14 protein-coding genes are annotated in these 17,925 nt (G+C 67.2%); 4 read left to right on the top strand and 10 right to left on the bottom strand.

Annotated elements, in window-relative coordinates; translation table 11 throughout:
* Positions 1–173 precede the first annotated feature (173 nt).
* The 4 genes from prpF to prpB all read right to left on the bottom strand — a co-directional run bounded on the left by prpF (position 174) and on the right by prpB (position 6,249).
* Positions 174–1,364, bottom strand: coding sequence for a 2-methylaconitate cis-trans isomerase PrpF (prpF, locus tag WS46_RS03385; protein WP_059528759.1), 1,191 nt, complete (start codon positions 1,362–1,364; stop codon positions 174–176).
* A gap of 26 nt (positions 1,365–1,390) precedes the next feature.
* Positions 1,391–3,985 (bottom strand): Fe/S-dependent 2-methylisocitrate dehydratase AcnD, encoded by a 2,595-nt coding sequence (acnD, locus tag WS46_RS03380; protein ID WP_059689288.1) that lies wholly within the window; start codon positions 3,983–3,985, stop codon positions 1,391–1,393.
* An 82-nt stretch (positions 3,986–4,067) separates the two neighbouring features.
* Complete coding sequence (gene prpC / locus WS46_RS03375) at positions 4,068–5,240, bottom strand: 2-methylcitrate synthase (protein ID WP_059448941.1); 1,173 nt, start codon at positions 5,238–5,240, stop codon at positions 4,068–4,070.
* A 115-nt stretch (positions 5,241–5,355) separates the two neighbouring features.
* Positions 5,356–6,249 (bottom strand): methylisocitrate lyase, encoded by an 894-nt coding sequence (gene prpB, locus WS46_RS03370; protein WP_044845010.1) that lies wholly within the window; start codon positions 6,247–6,249, stop codon positions 5,356–5,358.
* 170 nt (positions 6,250–6,419) lie between these two features.
* Between prpB and prpR the strand changes: the two genes are divergently transcribed.
* Complete coding sequence (gene prpR / locus WS46_RS03365) at positions 6,420–8,402, top strand: propionate catabolism operon regulatory protein PrpR (RefSeq protein WP_059689287.1); 1,983 nt, start codon at positions 6,420–6,422, stop codon at positions 8,400–8,402.
* 50 nt (positions 8,403–8,452) lie between these two features.
* Here the strand turns inward: prpR and WS46_RS03360 are convergent, their stop codons facing one another.
* Positions 8,453–9,100, bottom strand: a complete 648-nt coding sequence (locus WS46_RS03360; RefSeq protein WP_059689286.1) for an ABATE domain-containing protein — start codon at positions 9,098–9,100, stop codon at positions 8,453–8,455.
* A 254-nt stretch (positions 9,101–9,354) separates the two neighbouring features.
* Between WS46_RS03360 and WS46_RS03355 the strand changes: the two genes are divergently transcribed.
* Entirely contained in the window at positions 9,355–9,738 is a 384-nt protein-coding gene (locus WS46_RS03355; RefSeq protein ID WP_059689285.1) for a VOC family protein, read from the top strand.
* A 155-nt stretch (positions 9,739–9,893) separates the two neighbouring features.
* Here the strand turns inward: WS46_RS03355 and WS46_RS03350 are convergent, their stop codons facing one another.
* Positions 9,894–10,742 (bottom strand): ureidoglycolate lyase, encoded by an 849-nt coding sequence (locus tag WS46_RS03350; protein WP_059689284.1) that lies wholly within the window; start codon positions 10,740–10,742, stop codon positions 9,894–9,896.
* Between the two features lie 606 nt (positions 10,743–11,348).
* Here WS46_RS03350 and WS46_RS03345 point away from each other — a divergent pair.
* Together WS46_RS03345 and WS46_RS03340 are read left to right on the top strand one after the other, a co-directional pair.
* Positions 11,349–12,173, top strand: a complete 825-nt coding sequence (locus WS46_RS03345; RefSeq protein WP_179949117.1) for an IclR family transcriptional regulator — start codon at positions 11,349–11,351, stop codon at positions 12,171–12,173.
* Positions 12,174–12,425: 252 nt separating this feature from the next.
* Positions 12,426–12,977 (top strand): hypothetical protein, encoded by a 552-nt coding sequence (locus WS46_RS03340; protein WP_059528779.1) that lies wholly within the window; start codon positions 12,426–12,428, stop codon positions 12,975–12,977.
* Positions 12,978–13,659: 682 nt separating this feature from the next.
* On the opposite strand, the gene WS46_RS03335 is transcribed toward WS46_RS03340, so the two are convergent.
* From WS46_RS03335 to WS46_RS03325, 4 genes are all read right to left on the bottom strand, one after another.
* Positions 13,660–16,017, bottom strand: a complete 2,358-nt coding sequence (locus WS46_RS03335; RefSeq protein WP_059689283.1) for a GNAT family N-acetyltransferase — start codon at positions 16,015–16,017, stop codon at positions 13,660–13,662.
* Between the two features lie 570 nt (positions 16,018–16,587).
* Positions 16,588–16,884, bottom strand: a complete 297-nt coding sequence (locus WS46_RS03330) for an H-NS family nucleoid-associated regulatory protein (protein ID WP_059467298.1) — start codon at positions 16,882–16,884, stop codon at positions 16,588–16,590.
* A gap of 103 nt (positions 16,885–16,987) precedes the next feature.
* The gene (locus tag WS46_RS36340; RefSeq protein WP_257127682.1) at positions 16,988–17,272 is read right to left on the bottom strand and encodes a hypothetical protein; all 285 of its coding nucleotides are present in this window, start codon (positions 17,270–17,272) and stop codon (positions 16,988–16,990) included.
* 61 nt (positions 17,273–17,333) lie between these two features.
* Entirely contained in the window at positions 17,334–17,861 is a 528-nt protein-coding gene (locus tag WS46_RS03325; RefSeq protein WP_059689282.1) for a BON domain-containing protein, read from the bottom strand.
* Positions 17,862–17,925 lie beyond the last annotated feature (64 nt).

Genomic DNA, 17,925 nt, shown 5'->3' with positions numbered 1-17,925 from the left:
TCGACCAGCGTTAGTGCTTCGGCGCACCGATACGGCCACCGATGCGAAACACTGCGTAGCGAATAGCCTTCGTCACACGTGCGCCAAACGAAAAATCCCTGCGCAGCGGGTCCGCTTCGCAGGGATCGATCCGGTTCAGCACTGCCGGGTTGCACGCGCGAACCGCGGCACGCTCAGAACGCATCCCCCGGCACCCGCACCCAGCCTTCCATCAGCACGCGCGCGCTGCGGCTCATGATCGCCTTCGTGACCGTCCATTCGCCATTTTCGAGCCGGGCTTCCGCGCCGACGCGCAGCGTCCCCGACGGATGGCCGAAGCGCACCGCGTTGCGTTCGCCGCCGCCCGCCGCCAGGTTGACGAGCGTGCCGGGAATCGCCGCGGCCGTGCCGATCGCGACCGCCGCCGTGCCCATCATCGCGTGATGCAGCTTGCCCATCGACATCGCCCGCACCAGCAGGTCGATGTCGCCCGCGTTCACGCGCTTGCCGCTCGACGCGACATAGTCGGCCGGCTTCGCGACGAACGCGACCTTCGGCGTGTGCTGCCGCGTCGCGATCTCGTCGAGCGTGTCGATCAGGCCCATGCGCAGCGCGCCGTGCGCGCGGATCGTCTCGAACTTCTCGAGCGCCTTCGGGTCGCCGTTGATCGCGTCCTGCAGTTCGGTGCCCGTATAGCCGATCGCCTCGGCCTCGACGAAGATGGTCGGAATCCCCGCGTTGATCATCGTCGCCTTCAGCGTGCCGATGCCCGGCACGGCGAGGTCGTCGACGAGGTTGCCGGTCGGGAACATCGAGCCGCCCGAGCCTTCTTCCTCCGCGGCCGGATCCATGAACTCGAGCTGCACTTCGGCGGCCGGAAACGTGACGCCGTCCAGCTCGAAATCGCCCGTCTCCTGCACCGCGCCGTTCGTGACCGGCACGTGCGCGACGATCGTCTTGCCGATGTTCGCCTGCCAGATGCGCACGGTCGCGATGCCGTCGCGCGGCACGCGCGACGCATCGACGAGCCCGCCGCTGATCGCGAACGGGCCGACCGCCGCCGACAGGTTCCCGCAGTTGCCGGTCCAGTCGACGAATGCCTTGTCGATCGCGACCTGCCCGAACAGGTAGTCGACGTCGTGGCCGGGGCGCGTGCTCTTCGACACGATCACCGTCTTGCTGGTCGACGACGTCGCGCCGCCCATCCCGTCGATCTGCTTGCCGTACGGATCGGGACTGCCGATCACGCGCAGCAGCAGCGCGTCGCGTGCGGCGCCCGGCGCCTGCGCGGCGTCCGGCAGATCCTGCAGCCGGAAGAACACGCCCTTGCTGGTGCCGCCGCGGATATACGTCGCCGGAATCCTGATTTGAGGAATGTGAGCCATGTTTGCGTTGTCCCTGTGTGGCCCGGTCAGGCGGCCTGCGACGATTCGAGGAAGTCCTGCGCGAAACGCTGCAGCACGCCGCCCGCCTCGTAGATCGACACTTCCTCGGCCGTATCGAGGCGGCACGTCACGGGCGTCGCGACGCGCTCGCCGTTCTTGCGGTGAATCACGAGCGTGAGGTCGGCGCGCGGCGTACGCTCGCCGATCACGTCGAAGGTCTCGGTGCCGTCGATGCCGAGCGTCGCGCGGTTCGTGCCCGGCTTGAACTCGAGCGGCAGCACGCCCATCCCGATCAGGTTCGTGCGGTGGATCCGCTCGAACCCTTCGGCGACGATCGCCTCGACGCCCGCGAGCCGCACGCCCTTCGCGGCCCAGTCGCGCGACGAGCCCTGGCCGTAGTCGGCGCCGGCGACGACGATCAGCGGCTGCTTGCGATTCATGTACGTCTCGATCGCTTCCCACATCCGCATGACCTTGCCTTCGGGCTCGACGCGCGCGAGCGAGCCCTTCTTCACCGCGCCGTCGACGACCGCCATCTCGTTGATCAGCGTCGGGTTCGCGAAGGTGGCGCGCTGCGCGGTCAGGTGGTCTCCCCGGTGCGTCGCGTACGAATTGAAGTCCTCTTCCGGCAGGCCCATCTTCGTGAGGTACTCGCCGGCCGCGCTGTTCGCGAGGATCGCGTTCGATGGCGACAGGTGATCGGTCGTGATGTTGTCGCCGAGCACCGCGAGCGGGCGCATGCCCTTGAGCGTGCGCTCGCCGGCCAGCGCGCCTTCCCAGTACGGCGGACGGCGAATGTACGTGCTTTGCGGACGCCAGTCGTACAGCGGCGCCGCGCGCTCGCCCGCATCGGTGGTGCGCGCGAACATCGGTTCGTAGACCTTGCGGAACTGCTCGGGCTTCACGCTCGATGCGACGATCGCGTCGATCTCCTCGTCGGTCGGCCAGATGTCCTTCAGCGTGACGGGCTTGCCGTCCTGGTCGTGGCCGAGCGCGTCCTTCTCGATGTCGAAGCGGATCGTGCCGGCGATCGCATACGCGACGACGAGCGGCGGCGACGCGAGAAACGCCTGCTTCGCATACGGGTGGATGCGGCCGTCGAAGTTGCGGTTGCCGGACAGCACGGCGGTCGCATACAGGTCGCGATCGACGATCTCCTGCTGGATCTTCGGATCGAGCGCGCCCGACATCCCGTTGCAGGTCGTGCATGCGAACGCGACGATGCCGAAACCGAGCTTCTCGAGTTCCGGCAGCAGGTTCGCTTCTTCCAGATACAGCTCGACCGCCTTCGAGCCCGGCGCGAGCGAGCTCTTCACCCACGGCTTGCGCGTGAGGCCCTTTGCGTTCGCGTTGCGCGCGAGCAGGGCCGCGGCGATCACGTTGCGCGGGTTGCTGGTGTTCGTGCAGCTCGTGATCGCGGCGATGATCACCGCGCCGTCGGGCATCTCGCCCGCCTTCTCTTCCCACTGGCCGGCGATGCCGCGCGCGGCGAGGTCGGACGTCGGCAGCCGCTTGTGCGGGTTCGACGGGCCGGCCATGTTGCGCACCACGCTCGACAGGTCGAACGTCAGCGTGCGCTCGTATTGCGCGCCGTCCAGCGTGTCGGCCCACAGGCCCGCCGCCTTCGCGTAGGTCTCGACGAGCTTCACCTGCTCGTCGCTGCGGCCGGTGAGGCGCAGGTAGTCGGTCGTCTGGCCGTCGATGAAGAACATCGCGGCCGTCGCGCCATATTCGGGCGCCATGTTCGAGATCGTCGCGCGGTCGCCGAGCGTGAGGCTCGCCGCGCCCGCACCGCGGAATTCCAGGTACGCGCCGACCACCTTTTCCTTGCGCAGGAATTCGGTCAGCGCGAGCACGATGTCGGTCGCGGTGATGCCGGGCTGGCGCTTGCCGGTCAGTTCGACGCCGACGATGTCGGGCAGGCGCATCCACGATGCGCGGCCGAGCATCACGTTCTCCGCCTCCAGCCCGCCCACGCCGATCGCGATCACGCCGAGCGCGTCGACGTGCGGCGTGTGACTGTCGGTGCCGACGCAGGTGTCCGGATACGCGACGCCATCCTGCACCTGGATCACCGGCGACATCTTCTCCAGGTTGATCTGGTGCATGATGCCGTTGCCCGGCGGGATCACGTCGACGTTCTCGAACGACTGCTTGGTCCATTCGATGAAGTGGAAGCGATCCTCGTTGCGGCGATCCTCGATCGCGCGGTTCTTCGCGAACGCGTCCGGATCGAAGCCGCCGCACTCGACGGCGAGCGAGTGGTCGACGATCAGCTGCACGGGCACGACCGGGTTCACCTTCGCCGGGTCGCCGCCGCGCTCGGCGATCGCGTCGCGCAGGCCCGCGAGGTCGACGAGCGCCGTCTGGCCGAGGATGTCGTGGCACACCACGCGCGCCGGGAACCACGGGAAGTCGCGTTCGCGCTTGCGCTCGACGATCTGCTTCAGCGAATCGGCGAGGATCGCCGGATCGCAGCGGCGCACGAGGTTTTCGGCGAGCACGCGCGACGTGTACGGCAGCGTGTCGTACGCGCCGGGGGCGATCGCTTCGACCGCGGCACGCGCGTCGAAGAAGTCCAGCGACGTGCCGGGCAGGGGTTTGCGGTAGGCGGTATTCATGATGTGGGGCGGAAATCGGGGTAAGACGTTCCGCGCGCGCCGGCAGCCCGCATCATGGGCGCCGGTGCGCGCGGCGGGCGTGTCAGCGCTTCTCGATCGGCACGAACTGCAGGTCTTCCGGACCGGTGTAGTTCGCGCTCGGGCGGATGATCTTGTTGTCGACGCGCTGCTCGATGATGTGCGCGCTCCAGCCGGACGTGCGCGAGATCACGAACAGCGGCGTGAACATCGCGGTCGGCACGCCCATCATGTGATACGACACGGCGCTGAACCAGTCGAGGTTCGGGAACATCTTCTTCGCGTCCCACATCACCGATTCGAGGCGCTCGGCGATGCTGTACAGCTTCAGGTCGCCCGCTTCCTTCGACAGCTTGTGCGCGACGCCCTTGATCACCTTGTTGCGCGGATCGGAGATCGTGTAGACCGGATGGCCGAAGCCGATCACGACTTCCTTGTTCTCGACGCGGCGGCGGATATCGGCTTCGGCGTCGTCCGGCGAGCTGTAGCGGCTCTGGATTTCATACGCGACTTCGTTCGCGCCGCCGTGCTTCGGCCCGCGCAGCGCGCCGATCGCACCGGTGATCGCCGAGTAGATGTCCGAGCCCGTGCCCGCGATCACGCGGCCGGTGAACGTCGATGCGTTGAACTCGTGCTCCGCGTACAGGATCAGCGACGTGTGCATCGCGTCGACCCACGACTTCGACGGCGTCTTGCCGTGCAGCAGGTGCAGGAAGTGGCCGCCGATCGAGTCGTCGTCGGTTTCCGTCTCGATGCGCTTGCCGTTGTGCGAGAAGTGATACCAGTACAGCAGCATCGAGCCGAGCGACGCCATCAGGCGGTCGGCGATGTCGCGCGCGCCCGGCAGGTTGTGATCGTCCTTCTCCGGCAGCACGGTGCCGAGCACCGACACGCCGGTGCGCATCACGTCCATCGGGTGGGCGGAGGCCGGGATCTGCTCGAGCGCGGCCTTCAGCGCGTTCGGCAGACCGCGCAGCGCGCGCAGCTTGGTCTTGTACGCGGCCAGTTCGGTCAGGTTCGGCAGCGTGCCGTGCACGAGCAGGTGCGCGATTTCCTCGAACTCGCACGATTCGGCGACGTCGAGAATGTCGTAGCCGCGGTAGTGCAGGTCGTTGCCGGTCTTGCCGACCGTGCACAGCGCCGTGTTGCCGGCCGTCACGCCCGACAGCGCCACCGACTTCTTCGGCTTGAATGCGCCTGCGGCGGCCGGTGCTGCTGCGTCTTTCGTCTCGCTCATGTTTCCGTTCTCCAATGGGTATCGGGGTGTCATGTCGGCCGGGCGCGGCGCGGGTGCGCGCGCTCCGGCTTCATGCAAAGCATTCCGGGAACCGTGTCCCGGCGCGCGGGCCGCGTTACTTCTTGCCCTGCGCGAACAGTTCGTCGAGCTTCTGCTCGTAGGCGTGATAGCCGAGGAAGTCGTACAGCTCGGCGCGGGTCTGCATGGTCGGCACGGCAGCCTTCTGCGTGCCGTCGCGGCGCAGCGTCTCGTAGAAATTCAGCGCGGCCTTGTTCATCGCGCGATACGCGCCGCAGCAGTACAGCGCGATGTCGACGTTCGCCTCGCGCAGTTCGTCGAGCGTGAACAGCGGCGTCGAGCCGAACTCGGTCAGGTTCGCGAGGATCGGCACCTTCACGGCGGCCTTGAAGCGGCGGTAGTCGTCGAGCGTCTTCATCGCTTCCGGGAAAATCATGTCGGCGCCGGCTTCCACGTATGCGATCGCGCGCTCGATCGCGGCGTCGATCCCTTCGGCGGCGGCCGCGTCGGTGCGGGCCATGATCACGAACTGGTCGTCGGTGCGCGCATCGACCGCGGCCTTCACGCGATCGACCATTTCGTCGGTCGGCACGACTTCCTTGCCCGGACGGTGGCCGCAACGCTTCTGGCCGACCTGGTCCTCGAGGTGGACGGCCGCGACGCCGGCCTTGATGAACGAGCGCACCGTGCGCGCGATGTTGAACGCGCCGCCCCAGCCCGTGTCGATGTCGACCAGCAGCGGCAGGTCGGTCGCGTTGGTGATCCGGTTCGCGTCGATCAGCACGTCTTCCATCGTGCTGATGCCGAGATCGGGGATCCCGAGCGAATTCGCGGCGACGCCGCCGCCCGACAGGTAGACGGCCTTGAAGCCGACGGCCTGCGCCATCTTGGCTGCGTACGCGGTGATCGCGCCGACCACCTGCAGCGGCTGCTCGGCCGCGACTGCCGCGCGGAATTTCGCGCCGGCGCTCTGAAGATGCGTGTTGCTCATGAACGGCCTCCTGAAGGAATGCCCATCAACAGCAAGGACCGGGCCAGCTCGCGAAACACCGCTAACCCACTGATTCTTAAGCAACCGGCAGGTGCATCGAATCGTCCGGTGATTTCAATTCGGCAATTCCATGTTTCAAAAATGAAATCGCGCGCGCATAATCGATCGCCATGGACCTCTCCTCGACCAAGCCCGTCGGCCCGGCCGACCGCACCGTTCGCCCGCGCATCTGGGCGATGGGCATCAGCCGCCTGCGCGACCTGTTTCGCGAGATCGCCGGCGAATTCGACGAACGTGCCGACGTGCGCATCGTCACGCGCGCGTACGAAGACGCGCTGAGCGCGATCGCGGAGGCCGGCACCGCGCGGCCCGACGTGATCGTCGCGGCCGGCTCGAACGGCGGCTTCCTGAAAACGCGTGCGCAGGTGCCGGTCGTGGTGGTGTCGCCGACCGGTTTCGACGTGATGCAGGCGCTCGCGCGCGCGCGGCGCGACGCATCGCGGATCGCGCTCGTCAGCGCCGGCGAGACGCCGCCCGAAGTGCGCCGCTTCGTCGCCGCCTACGGTCTCGACGTGCAGTTTGCGTCATATCAGTCCGCGCAGGAAGCGGAAGCCTGCGTGCACGACCTGCACGACCGCGGCATCGAGACGATCGTCGGCCCCGGCCTCGTCACCGATCTCGCGGCGAGCGCCGGCATGGGCGCGGTGTTTCTGTATTCGCACGCGTCGGTGCACAAGGCGGTCGAGACGGCGCTCGAAGTCGCGTACGCCACGCACGCCGAGGCGTTTCGCCGCCAGCGGCTCGACAACCTGTTGCAGCACCTGCGCGACGGCGTGGTCGCGCTCGATGCGCGCGGTCGCGTCGAAGCCATCAACGAGCGGCTCGCGTCGGCGCTCGGGGTCGAACCCGCGGCGGCCGTCGGCCGCGCGCTCGTCGACCTGCGTCCGGAGCTGCGCACGCTGCGCGGCGAGGACGGCGACGCGCTCGCGACCGTGCGCGGCGTGCGCTACGTCGTGCATCGCGGGCCGCTGGTCGATCGCGGCGTCACGTCGGGCAGCGTGCTGACGTTCCAGGAATCGCGCGCGGTCGAACGGCTCGACCGTGCGCTGCGCTCGCAACCGAACACGCAGCAGTTCGCGGCGCGCTTCACGCTCGACGACGTGGTCGGCGCGTCCGCGCCGATGGCGCGCGTGCGCGACCTCGTGCGCCGCTACGCGAAATCCGACGCGACCGTCCTCGTGCTCGGCGAAAGCGGCACCGGCAAGGAAATGATCGCGCAGAGCCTGCACGCGCTGTCCGTGCGGCGCAACTATCCGTTCGTCGCGATCAACTGCGGCGCGTTTCCGGAGGCGCTGCTCGAGAGCGAGCTGTTCGGTTACGAGGAAGGCGCGTTCACCGGCGCGCGGCGCGGCGGCAAGACCGGGCTGTTCGAGGCCGCGCACCGCGGCACGCTGTTTCTCGACGAGATCGGCGAGATGCCGCCATCGCTGCAAAGCCGGCTGCTGCGCGTGCTGCAGGAGCGCGAGGTGATCCGCCTCGGCTCGACCGAGCCGATCCGCATCGACGTGCGCGTGATCGCCGCGACGCACCGCCCGCTGCTCGCGGCAGTCGAGGACGGCACATTCCGCGCGGACCTGTATTACCGGCTCAACATCCTGAACATTGGCCTGCCGCCGCTGCGCGAGCGCGCCGCCGACATTCCGGCGCTCGCGGCCACGCTGCTCGTGCAGGCCGCGCGGCGCGAACCGCGGCTGGCCGAACGCGTACGCGAAGTCGGCGATGCGATGCGCGTGCTCGACGCGACGCAGGCGACGCTCGCGCGCTACCGTTGGCCCGGCAACGTGCGGGAACTGCAGAACGTGGTCGAGCGGATCGCGGTGGAACTGGCCGAGGAAGTCGACGAACACGATCCGGGCGCCGCGTGCGCGGCGCTCACGCCCGATGCGCTGCAGGCGATCGCGCCCGAGTTGTTCGCGGCGCCGCCCGACGCGATCGACACCGACGACGCACAGACACTCCACGCGCGTCGCCGTCGCGCCGAAGCCGACGAGATCCGCGCGGTGCTCGATGCGTGCGGCGGCGATCGCGATCGCGCATGCGCGATGCTCGGCATCAGCAAGACGACGCTGTGGCGAAAGTTGTCGGCGAAATAGGTGTGGGTGGAATGGGCGCGGCGGCATGACATGCCGCGCGCGCGCTGCCGTCAATCGGCCTTGTGATAGTGGCGGTAAGCCTTCGCGCGATTGCCGCACGACGACATCGAGCACCAGCGGCGGCTGCCGTTCTTGCTGTCGTCGATGAACAGCCACTGGCATGCATCGTTCGCGCAGCGCTTGACCTTCGCGAGCCGCGTGCCGCCCAGCAGGTCCGTCGCCGACCACAGCACCGGGCTCAGCAGCCCCGCGAGCGTCGCGTCCGCTGCCCCGAGCCGCCACGCGTAGCCGCCGTCGATCCGCGCGAGCGCGACGCGCGGCGCCGCTTCCGCCAGAAAACCGCCCAGCAGCGCGAGATCGTCGGCTTGCGGCTCGCGCCGCTCGGCTTGCGCGTGAAAGAGCCGATACAGCGCCTCGCGCAACGCGAGCGCGCGCGCCAACATCGCCGGCTCGCCTCCTTTCTCCGTCACCTGTGCGCGACACAAATCGGCCAGGCCGGCCGGCACGCCCGCCTGCTCGCGACACCATGTGAGCAGGTCGTCCAGCGTGCCGAAGGTTTCGGTCGGCGCGTCGGCACCGCGCCAATACAGCGTGTTCGCGAAATCGATGCTCAGCGTTTCGGACGGTGCCGGAACCAGGCAGTCCGTCATGACGGAAGGTTGCGTTTTGCTCATGACGCGATCGTATCTAACCACCATGCCGGTTGACAAGCATCCGGACGCTTTCTAACATAACCATCAAGGTGGTTAAACAAGGTTTGCTGCACTGACGTCCCCTCTTCAGTTCAAGGAGCCACAGATGATCGATCGTTTTTCCTGCGACGTTGTCCACACCGGCCGCGGCCGTGCCTTCCACGACAGCACGCTCGGCGCGCTTCGCTACAAGCGGCTGGCCTGGTGGCTGTAAACGGGTTTGCCGCACTGACGTCCCCCTTCAGTCCAAGGAGCCACAGATGATCGATCACCTTTCGTTCGGCGTTGCCCACATCGACCGCAGCCGCGCGTTCTACGACAGCACGCTCGGCGCGCTCGGCTACAAGCGGCTGTACAGCGACGACGGGTCACTCGGCTACGGCACCAGCGAACCGGTGCTGTGGTTGCAGCACGCGGCGCGTCCGGTCGTCGCCGATCCCGATTCCGGGTTGCACTTGTCGTTTCGCGCATCGTCGCCCGTGGAAGTCGACGCGTTCTATCGCGCCGCGCTGCAGCATGGCGGACAGGACAACGGCGGGCCAGGCAAACGCGAGCACTACGGTCCCGGCTACTACGCGGCGTTCGTCGTCGATCCCGACGGATATCGGCTCGAAGCCCATTGCGAGCTGGACAACGTCGTCTGATCCGGTTCGCACCGACACGGGTGAATGACAAGGGCCCGATTCCGCATCGCGCGGAATCGGGCCCTCGTCTTTGCTGCATCGATGTCCGGTTCGCGACGGCCACCGCGAACAATCGCGCCAGTGGCCGAGCGGACGGTCGGACGGCGCGGCCGGGTCTACTGCGCGTCGCGCGTGCGCTGCAGTTGCTCGCCCAGCCCCTCGACGCCGAGGCGCACGGTCTGGCCGGCTTTCAGGAACACAGGCGACGGCTTGATGCCCATCCCGACGCCCGGCGGCGTACCGGTCGTGATCACGTCGCCCGGTTGCAGCGTCATGCAGGTCGACAGGTAGGCGATCAGTTGCGCGACGGTGAACACCATCGTGCGCGTGTTGCCGTTCTGGTAGCGGTGGCCGTCGATTTCGAGCCACAGGTCGAGGCGCTGCGGATCGGGCACCTCGTCGCGCGTCACGAGCCACGGGCCGATCGGGCCGAACGTATCGAAGCCCTTGCCCTTGTCCCACTGGCCGCCGCGTTCGATCTGCCACTCGCGCTCGGAGACGTCGTTGACGACGCAATAGCCGGCGACGTAATCCAGCGCGCGCGCCTCGTCGACGTCCTTGCAGGTCGCGCCGATCACGACGCCCAGCTCGACTTCCCAGTCCGTCTTCACCGAGCCCTTCGGGATGTCGATGCCGTCGTTCGGACCGCAGATCGAACTCGTCCATTTGCCGAATACCACCGGCTCCTTCGGTACCGGCATGCCGGCTTCGGCCGCGTGATCGGCATAGTTCAGACCAATGCCGATGAACTTGCCGATGCGCCCGACGCACGCGCCAATGCGCGGCTCGCCCGGGACCAGCGGCAGCGTGGCCGGGTCGATCGCGCGCAGGCGCGCGAGAGCGGCGTCGGACAGCGCGTCGCCGGCAAGATCCGGCACGTGCGCGGACAGGTCGCGAATCCGGCCGTCCGCGTCGAGAATACCGGGCTTTTCCTGGCCGGACGGGCCATAGCGAAGCAGTTTCATCGTGCTCAACCTCTATTGTCGAATGTGACAGGATACCGGCCGACGCAGCCGCCTGTGGCCACGCGCCGGACTGAATGCCGATCGTCGATGACGCGCGTCGGCGCCGCATCCGGAGTGCGACGCGCATCGAACGGGCGGCCGCCGGTCTGCGCATCGGCGACGACGGCCCGGCATCCGCGACACGTGCCGGCCCGTGCAGTGCCGGCCGGCTTCACGCGCGGCCACGCCGTCGCTGGCCCGCCGCTCTTTGTACCATCGGCGGCCCGCCGTGAAATGGCCCGCGACGGATAACGACTATTGGTGCGCCCGCGGAGGTTGCACCGCAGCATCGGGCCCGCCGAACCATTCGGCTTTACGCCAAAAACCACCGTCCGTCGACTCCGAAAGATGAATTGCGAATATTTCTTATGACCCTGTCATCGGGAACGATATGTAATCCGTTCTTGCTGGGTAACGATCGGTGAAAGGACGCTGCATTGCTCACTGGACGTTTGTTGTTGAGCGCGCGCGGATGGCAGTCACATCCGCGTGCGGCTTCGCGAATCCGCGTGCAAACCGGCCAGCGTGCGTCGCCCACCGATTGGCAATCCCCGGACTTCCTACCCCATGATGCAAACGACCAATAATCCGCTCCCCGGCAGCGACGCACGGGAGTCGATGGGCGCAGCCGACCGCTATCGCGCGCCCGCGCTCGACAAGGGTCTCGACATTCTCGAACTCCTGTCGGAACAGAAGGAAGGACTCACCCGCACCGAAATCACGAAGGAGCTCGGGCGCAACGCGAGCGAGATCTACCGGATGCTCGAGCGTCTCGTCGCACGCCGCTACGTGATGCGCTCGAGCGGCGGCGACCGTTACACGCTCAGCCTGAAACTGTTCGCGCTCGCGCATCGGCATCCGCCGATGAACCGGCTGATCGCCGAGGCGTTGCCGCTGATGCAGCGCTTTGCCGACGCGGCCGAACAGTCGTGCCACTTGACCGTCTACGATCGCGGCAACCTGCTCGTGATCGCGCAGGTGGACGGCCCCGGCCCGTGGGGCGTGTCGGTGCGGCTCGGCTCGCGCGTCGGGCTCGCCGATACGGCGTCGGGGCGCGTGATGCTGTCGTTCCAGGGTGCCGAGCAGCGTGCGCACATGCTGGCCGAGCATCGCAAGGTCAAAGGCGAAGCCGCGATGAACGAGCAGGAACTCGCGCACGCGTGCCAGTCCATTCGCCAATCCGGCTACGTGCGCCAGGACAGCCGCCAGGCATACGGCGTGACCGACTTGAGCGCGCCGATTCTCGGCCCGGCCGGCCATGCGATCGCGGTGCTGACCTGCCCGTACATGCGCCGGATCGACGCGCATATGGCGCCGTCGGTCGAGGTGGTCGTCGCAGGACTGCGCGATACGGCAGGCCAGTTGTCGATGTGCCGCGCGGAGACTTGCTGAACGTTGCAGAACGGTCGACCGCGCTGAAGGCGGTCGACCGTTCGGGCGCGGTGGTCGTTCGGTCACGCGGCCAGCGGATCGGGCAGGCGGGCGGGCTCGACATCGCGCACGCGGTGTGCGACGCGTGCCGGCCGCGCGGGCTCTCGTCCCGGCATTCCGCAGACCGTTTCCGGATGCGCGGACGCCGCGCTACGCTAGAATAGCGGCCCTCTCAAAAACTACGACGGCCGGCTGTCGCGGCCGTCGTATCCGATGGATGTCATGGCCAAACTTCTGAACGATCAAGAATTCCAGCGTTTCTCCGAACTTCAGCAGAAGCAGGCGAGCTTCACGATCACGCCCGAGGAAGCGGACGAGTTGCGCGACATCGTCGCGCGCGCGCAGAAGAAGCGCGACGACCGTGCCGAAGCGATGCGCGCGATCGAGAACTACATCGAGCAGTTCGACATCACGCCCGACGAACTCTTCTCGCCCGAGCAGATCGGCGAGGCCGCGCGCACCTACGGCCTCATCACGGCCACCAAGAAGGAGCGCACGCTGCCGCCGTCGATCACGTTCAACGGCAAGCCGTACCAATGGACCAAGACGCTTCCGGACGACGTGCGCGGCGCGCTGTTCGATGCATTTACGTCCGGCGAATCGGTCAAGCGCTTCATCGCGATGCCGAAGGACACCGCGCGTTGCGCCCTGACGATCGCCCGGCTCGAGCGCGAAACCGGCGGCGTATATGCCGACGCGCACCTCGAAGAACTCGCGATTTCGCGTGACCAGGTGAACGACGCAGCGTCGAAACTCGCTGCATAAATGCCATCGCGGGCACGGTTCATGCGTGCCCGCACCGGCGCGGACGCCGGCACAAGCCCGCGCCGCGCCAGCCGGAGCACTGCGTCCGCAGGCTCCCGAAAAATCTCACCGAAGCGTCCCGTAAGCGCTCACCAGAGCATCCCGTAAAAGCTCACCTGAGGTTCCCGGAGACGCTCACCGGCCCCTCCCGAACATCCTCACCAACGCATCCCGCAGACGCTCACCACCCTTTCCCGGAAAGGCTCACCGGGGCTTCCCGCAAGGGCTCACCGACAGCTCCCGCGAAGGCTCACCAGGCGCTCCCGTATCGACTCACCCAATTGCTCCTGGAAAGGCTCACCGTCGGCTCCTGAAAATTCTCACCTTTGTTCCGTTTCCGATGCTGCCGGTGCGCAATGCGGGCGTCAGTGCGCTCAAATATGGCACCGGGACCGGTGGCACCCGCAGGTCATTGGCGCACGCAACCGACCGCCGCGGACGCCATGACCCGATGCACTCGCCCTTCCCCGCCGGTCGCGAAGCCAGCGCTTTGCCGATCCGCGTATTGGAGCGAAAGAGTTAAGCGATTTGCATTCCGAACTACAACCAATTCGCTCCGTCGCAACTGTGAATCCCGGCGTCGCGCGTTCCGCAGCGGCTGCGCACGACACCGCCGGACCTTCGGACACGCTCGCCGACGCGATTACGGTTGCAGCTTCATCCTGAACCCCACCACGCCGGGTTCCTCCGTCGTCGACACCTCGAAACCGCAGGATTTCGCCAGCGAGATCATCGCGGTGTTCTCGCGCAGCGCCTCGCCCACCATCCACGCGGTGCCGCGCGATCGCGCGTAGTCGATGATGCGGGCCATCATCAGCCGCCCCAGCCCCTTGCCCTTCTGATCGGGCCGGACAGCGATCGCGAACTCGGCCGTCTCGTTGTCGGGATCGGTAACCGCGCGCGCCACCGCGAGTGTGTGCGGCCGGCCCGACACGTCGGTGAACGACACGATGAAGGCCATCTCGCGGTCGTAGTCGATCTGCGTCATGCGCGCGACTTGAGAATGATCGAAGCTGCGCACCGCACCGAAGAAACGCATCCGCAGATCGTCCGGCGTCATTGCGCCAAGCAGCTCGTTGTGCGCTTCCTCGTCTTCCGGACGGATCGGCCGGATCGTCACGGACTCGCCGCGCCATTCGAGCGTCTGCTCGAGATGGCGCGGATACGGCATGATCGCGAGCCGGCTGCGCCCGGCCGCCAGCGTGACGCGCGGCGCGACCACGTATGCCCGGTCGGAGAGCACGCGCAGCGTGACCGACATCGCGACGACCTCGCGCACGTCGCAAACGACCTGCGACAGCGCCGTCAGCGCGTCGAGCGTGGGTTCGACGGGCGTGCGGCGTGCATATGGCGAACGCTCCATCACCACGCGGGCGAGCACCGTATTCAGCGGCGGCAGCCCGTACACGACGAACGGCGCCGATACGCCGTCGGCCGATGGCACGGCATAACGAAACACCGGGCCGAAGTTCGAATCGTCGTACATCTCGACCGTGACGTCGACGACTCTGGCGCCGGCCGACGCATCGGCCGGCTCGCCGTGCACGCCGAAGTGGGACAGCCAGCGCAACGCCGCTTCGCCGGCGAGTTCATGCTCGTCGGCCTCGACCATCCGTCGGGCCTCGGCCTGCGCGGACGCAACGCACTCGGCCGGCTGCAGCGGCGTGCCCTCGGGCGTCTGCATCAGCAACTGCCGCCCGAGGTTGTAGTCGACGAGCCGTGCGTATGCGCGCGCAAGCCGCTGCGGTGTGGTGTGCACCGGAATGCCGTTCGCGTGCAGTGCGTCGCGCGTCGCCGCATCGACCGCACCGAAGAAACACGCGAGGATGCCGCGGTACGCGTACTGCCGCGATTCGATCAGCGTGCGCGCGACCGCATCGGCCGGCGCGCTGTGGGACGTCGAATGCACGACGAACAGCGTGCCCGTTTGCGGGAACGGCGCGAGCGCCTTGATGGCGGCGCCGAAATGCTCGGGGCGCGCATCGTCGCCGAGGGTCAGCGGATTGCCGGGCCCGGCAAGATGCGGCAGCGCGGCCGCGACCGCCGACGCTGCCTCGGCCGGCCAGTCGACCAGCACATCGCGCACCTCCGCGACCGCATCGACCGCGAGTTTCGCGACGCCTGCGTCGCTCGTCACGAGTGTCGCCGCGCCGCGCGCGGTGACGCGCCCGACGCCGAGCGTCTCGATCTCGTCGAGCAGATCGTCGAGCGCATCGACACGCACCATCCCCGCACGCTGGAACGCCGCGGTGTAAAGCGCATCACCGGGATCGGCGCGCCCGGTGCGCAACGCGAGCACCGGCTTGTTGCGCGCCGCCGCACGCGCTGCCGACATGAACTTGCGCGCGGCACACACGGTGTCGAGCTCGAGCAGGATCGCGCGCGTGCCGGGGTCGCTCGCGAGGTAGTCGAGCACGTCGCCCGCATCGACGTCGGCCTCGCTGCCCAGCGCGACGACATGTGAAAAGCCGAGGCCTCGTGCATCGGCCCAGCCGAGTACCGCATTCGTCAGCGCGTTGGATTGCGACACCCAGGCGACACCGCCCGATCGCGCCGTATAGGCCGGTGCGCCGAAATGCGCATGCCGCGCGGGCGACAGCACGCCCAGGCTGCCGGGCCCGACGATACGGAGCACGAACGGCTTCGCGGCCTTGAGCGTGCGATCGAGCGCGGCACGGTCGGCGTCGGTGCGCGCCTCGCCGACGATCACCGCGACACGCGTGCCGATCTCGCCGAGCTTGCGCACGATGCCGGCCCATGTGGCAGGCGGCGTGCAGATCACGGCGACCGATGGCGGCGCGGGCAGCCGGTCGACATCGGCCACGACCGCGTACCCGTTCAGCTCGCGATACTTCGGATTGACGGGCCACACGGGCCCCTCGAACGCGCCATCGAGCACGCGCGCCCACACCATCGCTCCAATACTGCCCGCGCGCGACGATGCACCGACGATCGCAACGGACCTGGGCTGGAACAACGCATCGAGATGACGGACGGTCACATCGGCTCCATACGGTAACGAAAGACGACCCGACCGGCGCACGAGCCGGATGGCCGTGCGCCGGTCGACGCGAACTCCAAGCATAGGCGAACCCGATGCGGCTGCCTATATGCCGAACGGCCGACTGTGCGACGCGCATCAATGCCCGCAACATGGGCAGGTCACCGACGTCTTCGCACACGCAACGGGCGAGGGCGACACGATGCGGTCTTCCGGTCGCCGCTTCAAAGGTGAGGATTTACAGGAGGCATGGTGAGCAAGTTCGGGAATTGCAGGGCGCGCAGCGTAAATGCGCGAGAGGTGATCGCAATCGGCGGTACGTCTGCACCGCGCAGATCGGGAATGCCAATGCGCGCATGCCGCGTCATTGCAGTGTTGTTTACGGGAATTCGCGGCGATATCCGGTCGAATCACGGCAAATTCGCAAAACGATATCCGTTAATCGCGCGGCATCGGTGTTCAATTCGCGGTTTCGAGTCGTGCCCCGGCTGCCCAAAAACAAAACGGTGCGACGGCCGCATGGCCGTTCGCACCGTCAGTCAGCGCACGAAAGGTGAGGATTTTCGGGAGTCAGTCCTTGATCAGGAAACGCGCGCGGTTCTTGCCGAGCCATGCCGGCGCCCGCCCGCGGCCACTCCACGTTTCACCCGTCTTCGGGTTCAGGTACTTCGGCGGCAACGGACGCTTCGGTTTCGCGGCAGCAGCGGCGCCGATCGGTCGAAAACCGAGCTCTTCCGCGGTAATGTCGAATTCCTCGATTTTCGCCCGAATGGCGGCAATCGCATCGGCAATTGCCTTTTCGCGTTCCTTGTCGATCTTTTGCTGAAGTCTTTCGAGCTGCGCTGTCAGTTGCCTGTAGGTCGCCATATGGATGGGACTCCGTGAGTGTTATTCATGAAAAATAGCCAACTCCAAGCGAATAGAAAAGCGCTTCTCCCGATTACGGTCTCCTTATCCGGCCATGTCGGGATCAATAACCGCTTTTCTTCTTGCATGCGAAGAGAAGATTTCGCGTTGCGTCATCGGTTGATTGCTGGAGGACGTCGAATTCACCATTGCAGATGGCTCGGGCATTGTCCGTGCAATTGCTCCAGTCGCTGCCGGTGCACTGCACCTGCGAAGTCGGGCGCCCGTCAGAAGTGAACAGAGGCGCCCCGCCGCCGCACCCGCCGAGCCCCGCAACCAGGGCCAACAATCCGGCCCGACGCCAATGCGTTCGAGGCCACCGACAGACCGACGCAAGCATGTGTTTCATTGTTCTTTCCGTCAACCGATTTTTTAATGCCGCGAGTATGCCATGCACCGCCGTCAGGCGTTCAATCGGGCGTCCGGTCCGGCCGTCCACGCGTCTTGTACGGCACGGCCCTGTGCGGATCGTCGGTGATGCGAACGAATACCCGCTCGACGTCGGGAAGCGCGCCGAGTTCGCGCTCCAGCGCCTGCCGATCGAATGCCGGATCGGCACACCCTTCGACATAAATGAAGCGCCGCTGCACGGTGATCCACAGGCTCGTGCCCTGCAGACGATCGGTGCCCGCGAAATGCGCTTTCGCCGCCTCGGCGATCGGCGCGTCATACATATACGAATTCGGTTTCGTGCAGCGGTGGGCGAGCCAGCAGGTGGTCCCGCGCTCGACGCGGTAATGCGCGTCGTCTTCCATCTCGGCGCGCGTCATCCACGGGCCGAGCGGCAACGGGCATTCGGCGAAGCCTCGCGACAGCGCGACGAAGGGATCGTTGTACCAGTTGCGCCGTACCACGGGCGCGTCCGCGTCACCCGCCTGCGCGAGCGAGGACGTCGCCACCAGTGCGGCCAGCCATCCGGCAATTGCGAGTCGCTTCATCGTCGTCTCCTGTCGGGCACTTCACCGGTGCCGTTCGTCATGTCCCAGCGCATCCACCGCTGCT

The organism is Burkholderia sp. RF4-BP95, from assembly GCF_001521985.1.
Lineage (GTDB): Bacteria > Pseudomonadota > Gammaproteobacteria > Burkholderiales > Burkholderiaceae > Burkholderia > Burkholderia diffusa.
This window is presented reverse-complemented; position numbering and strand designations above follow the sequence as displayed.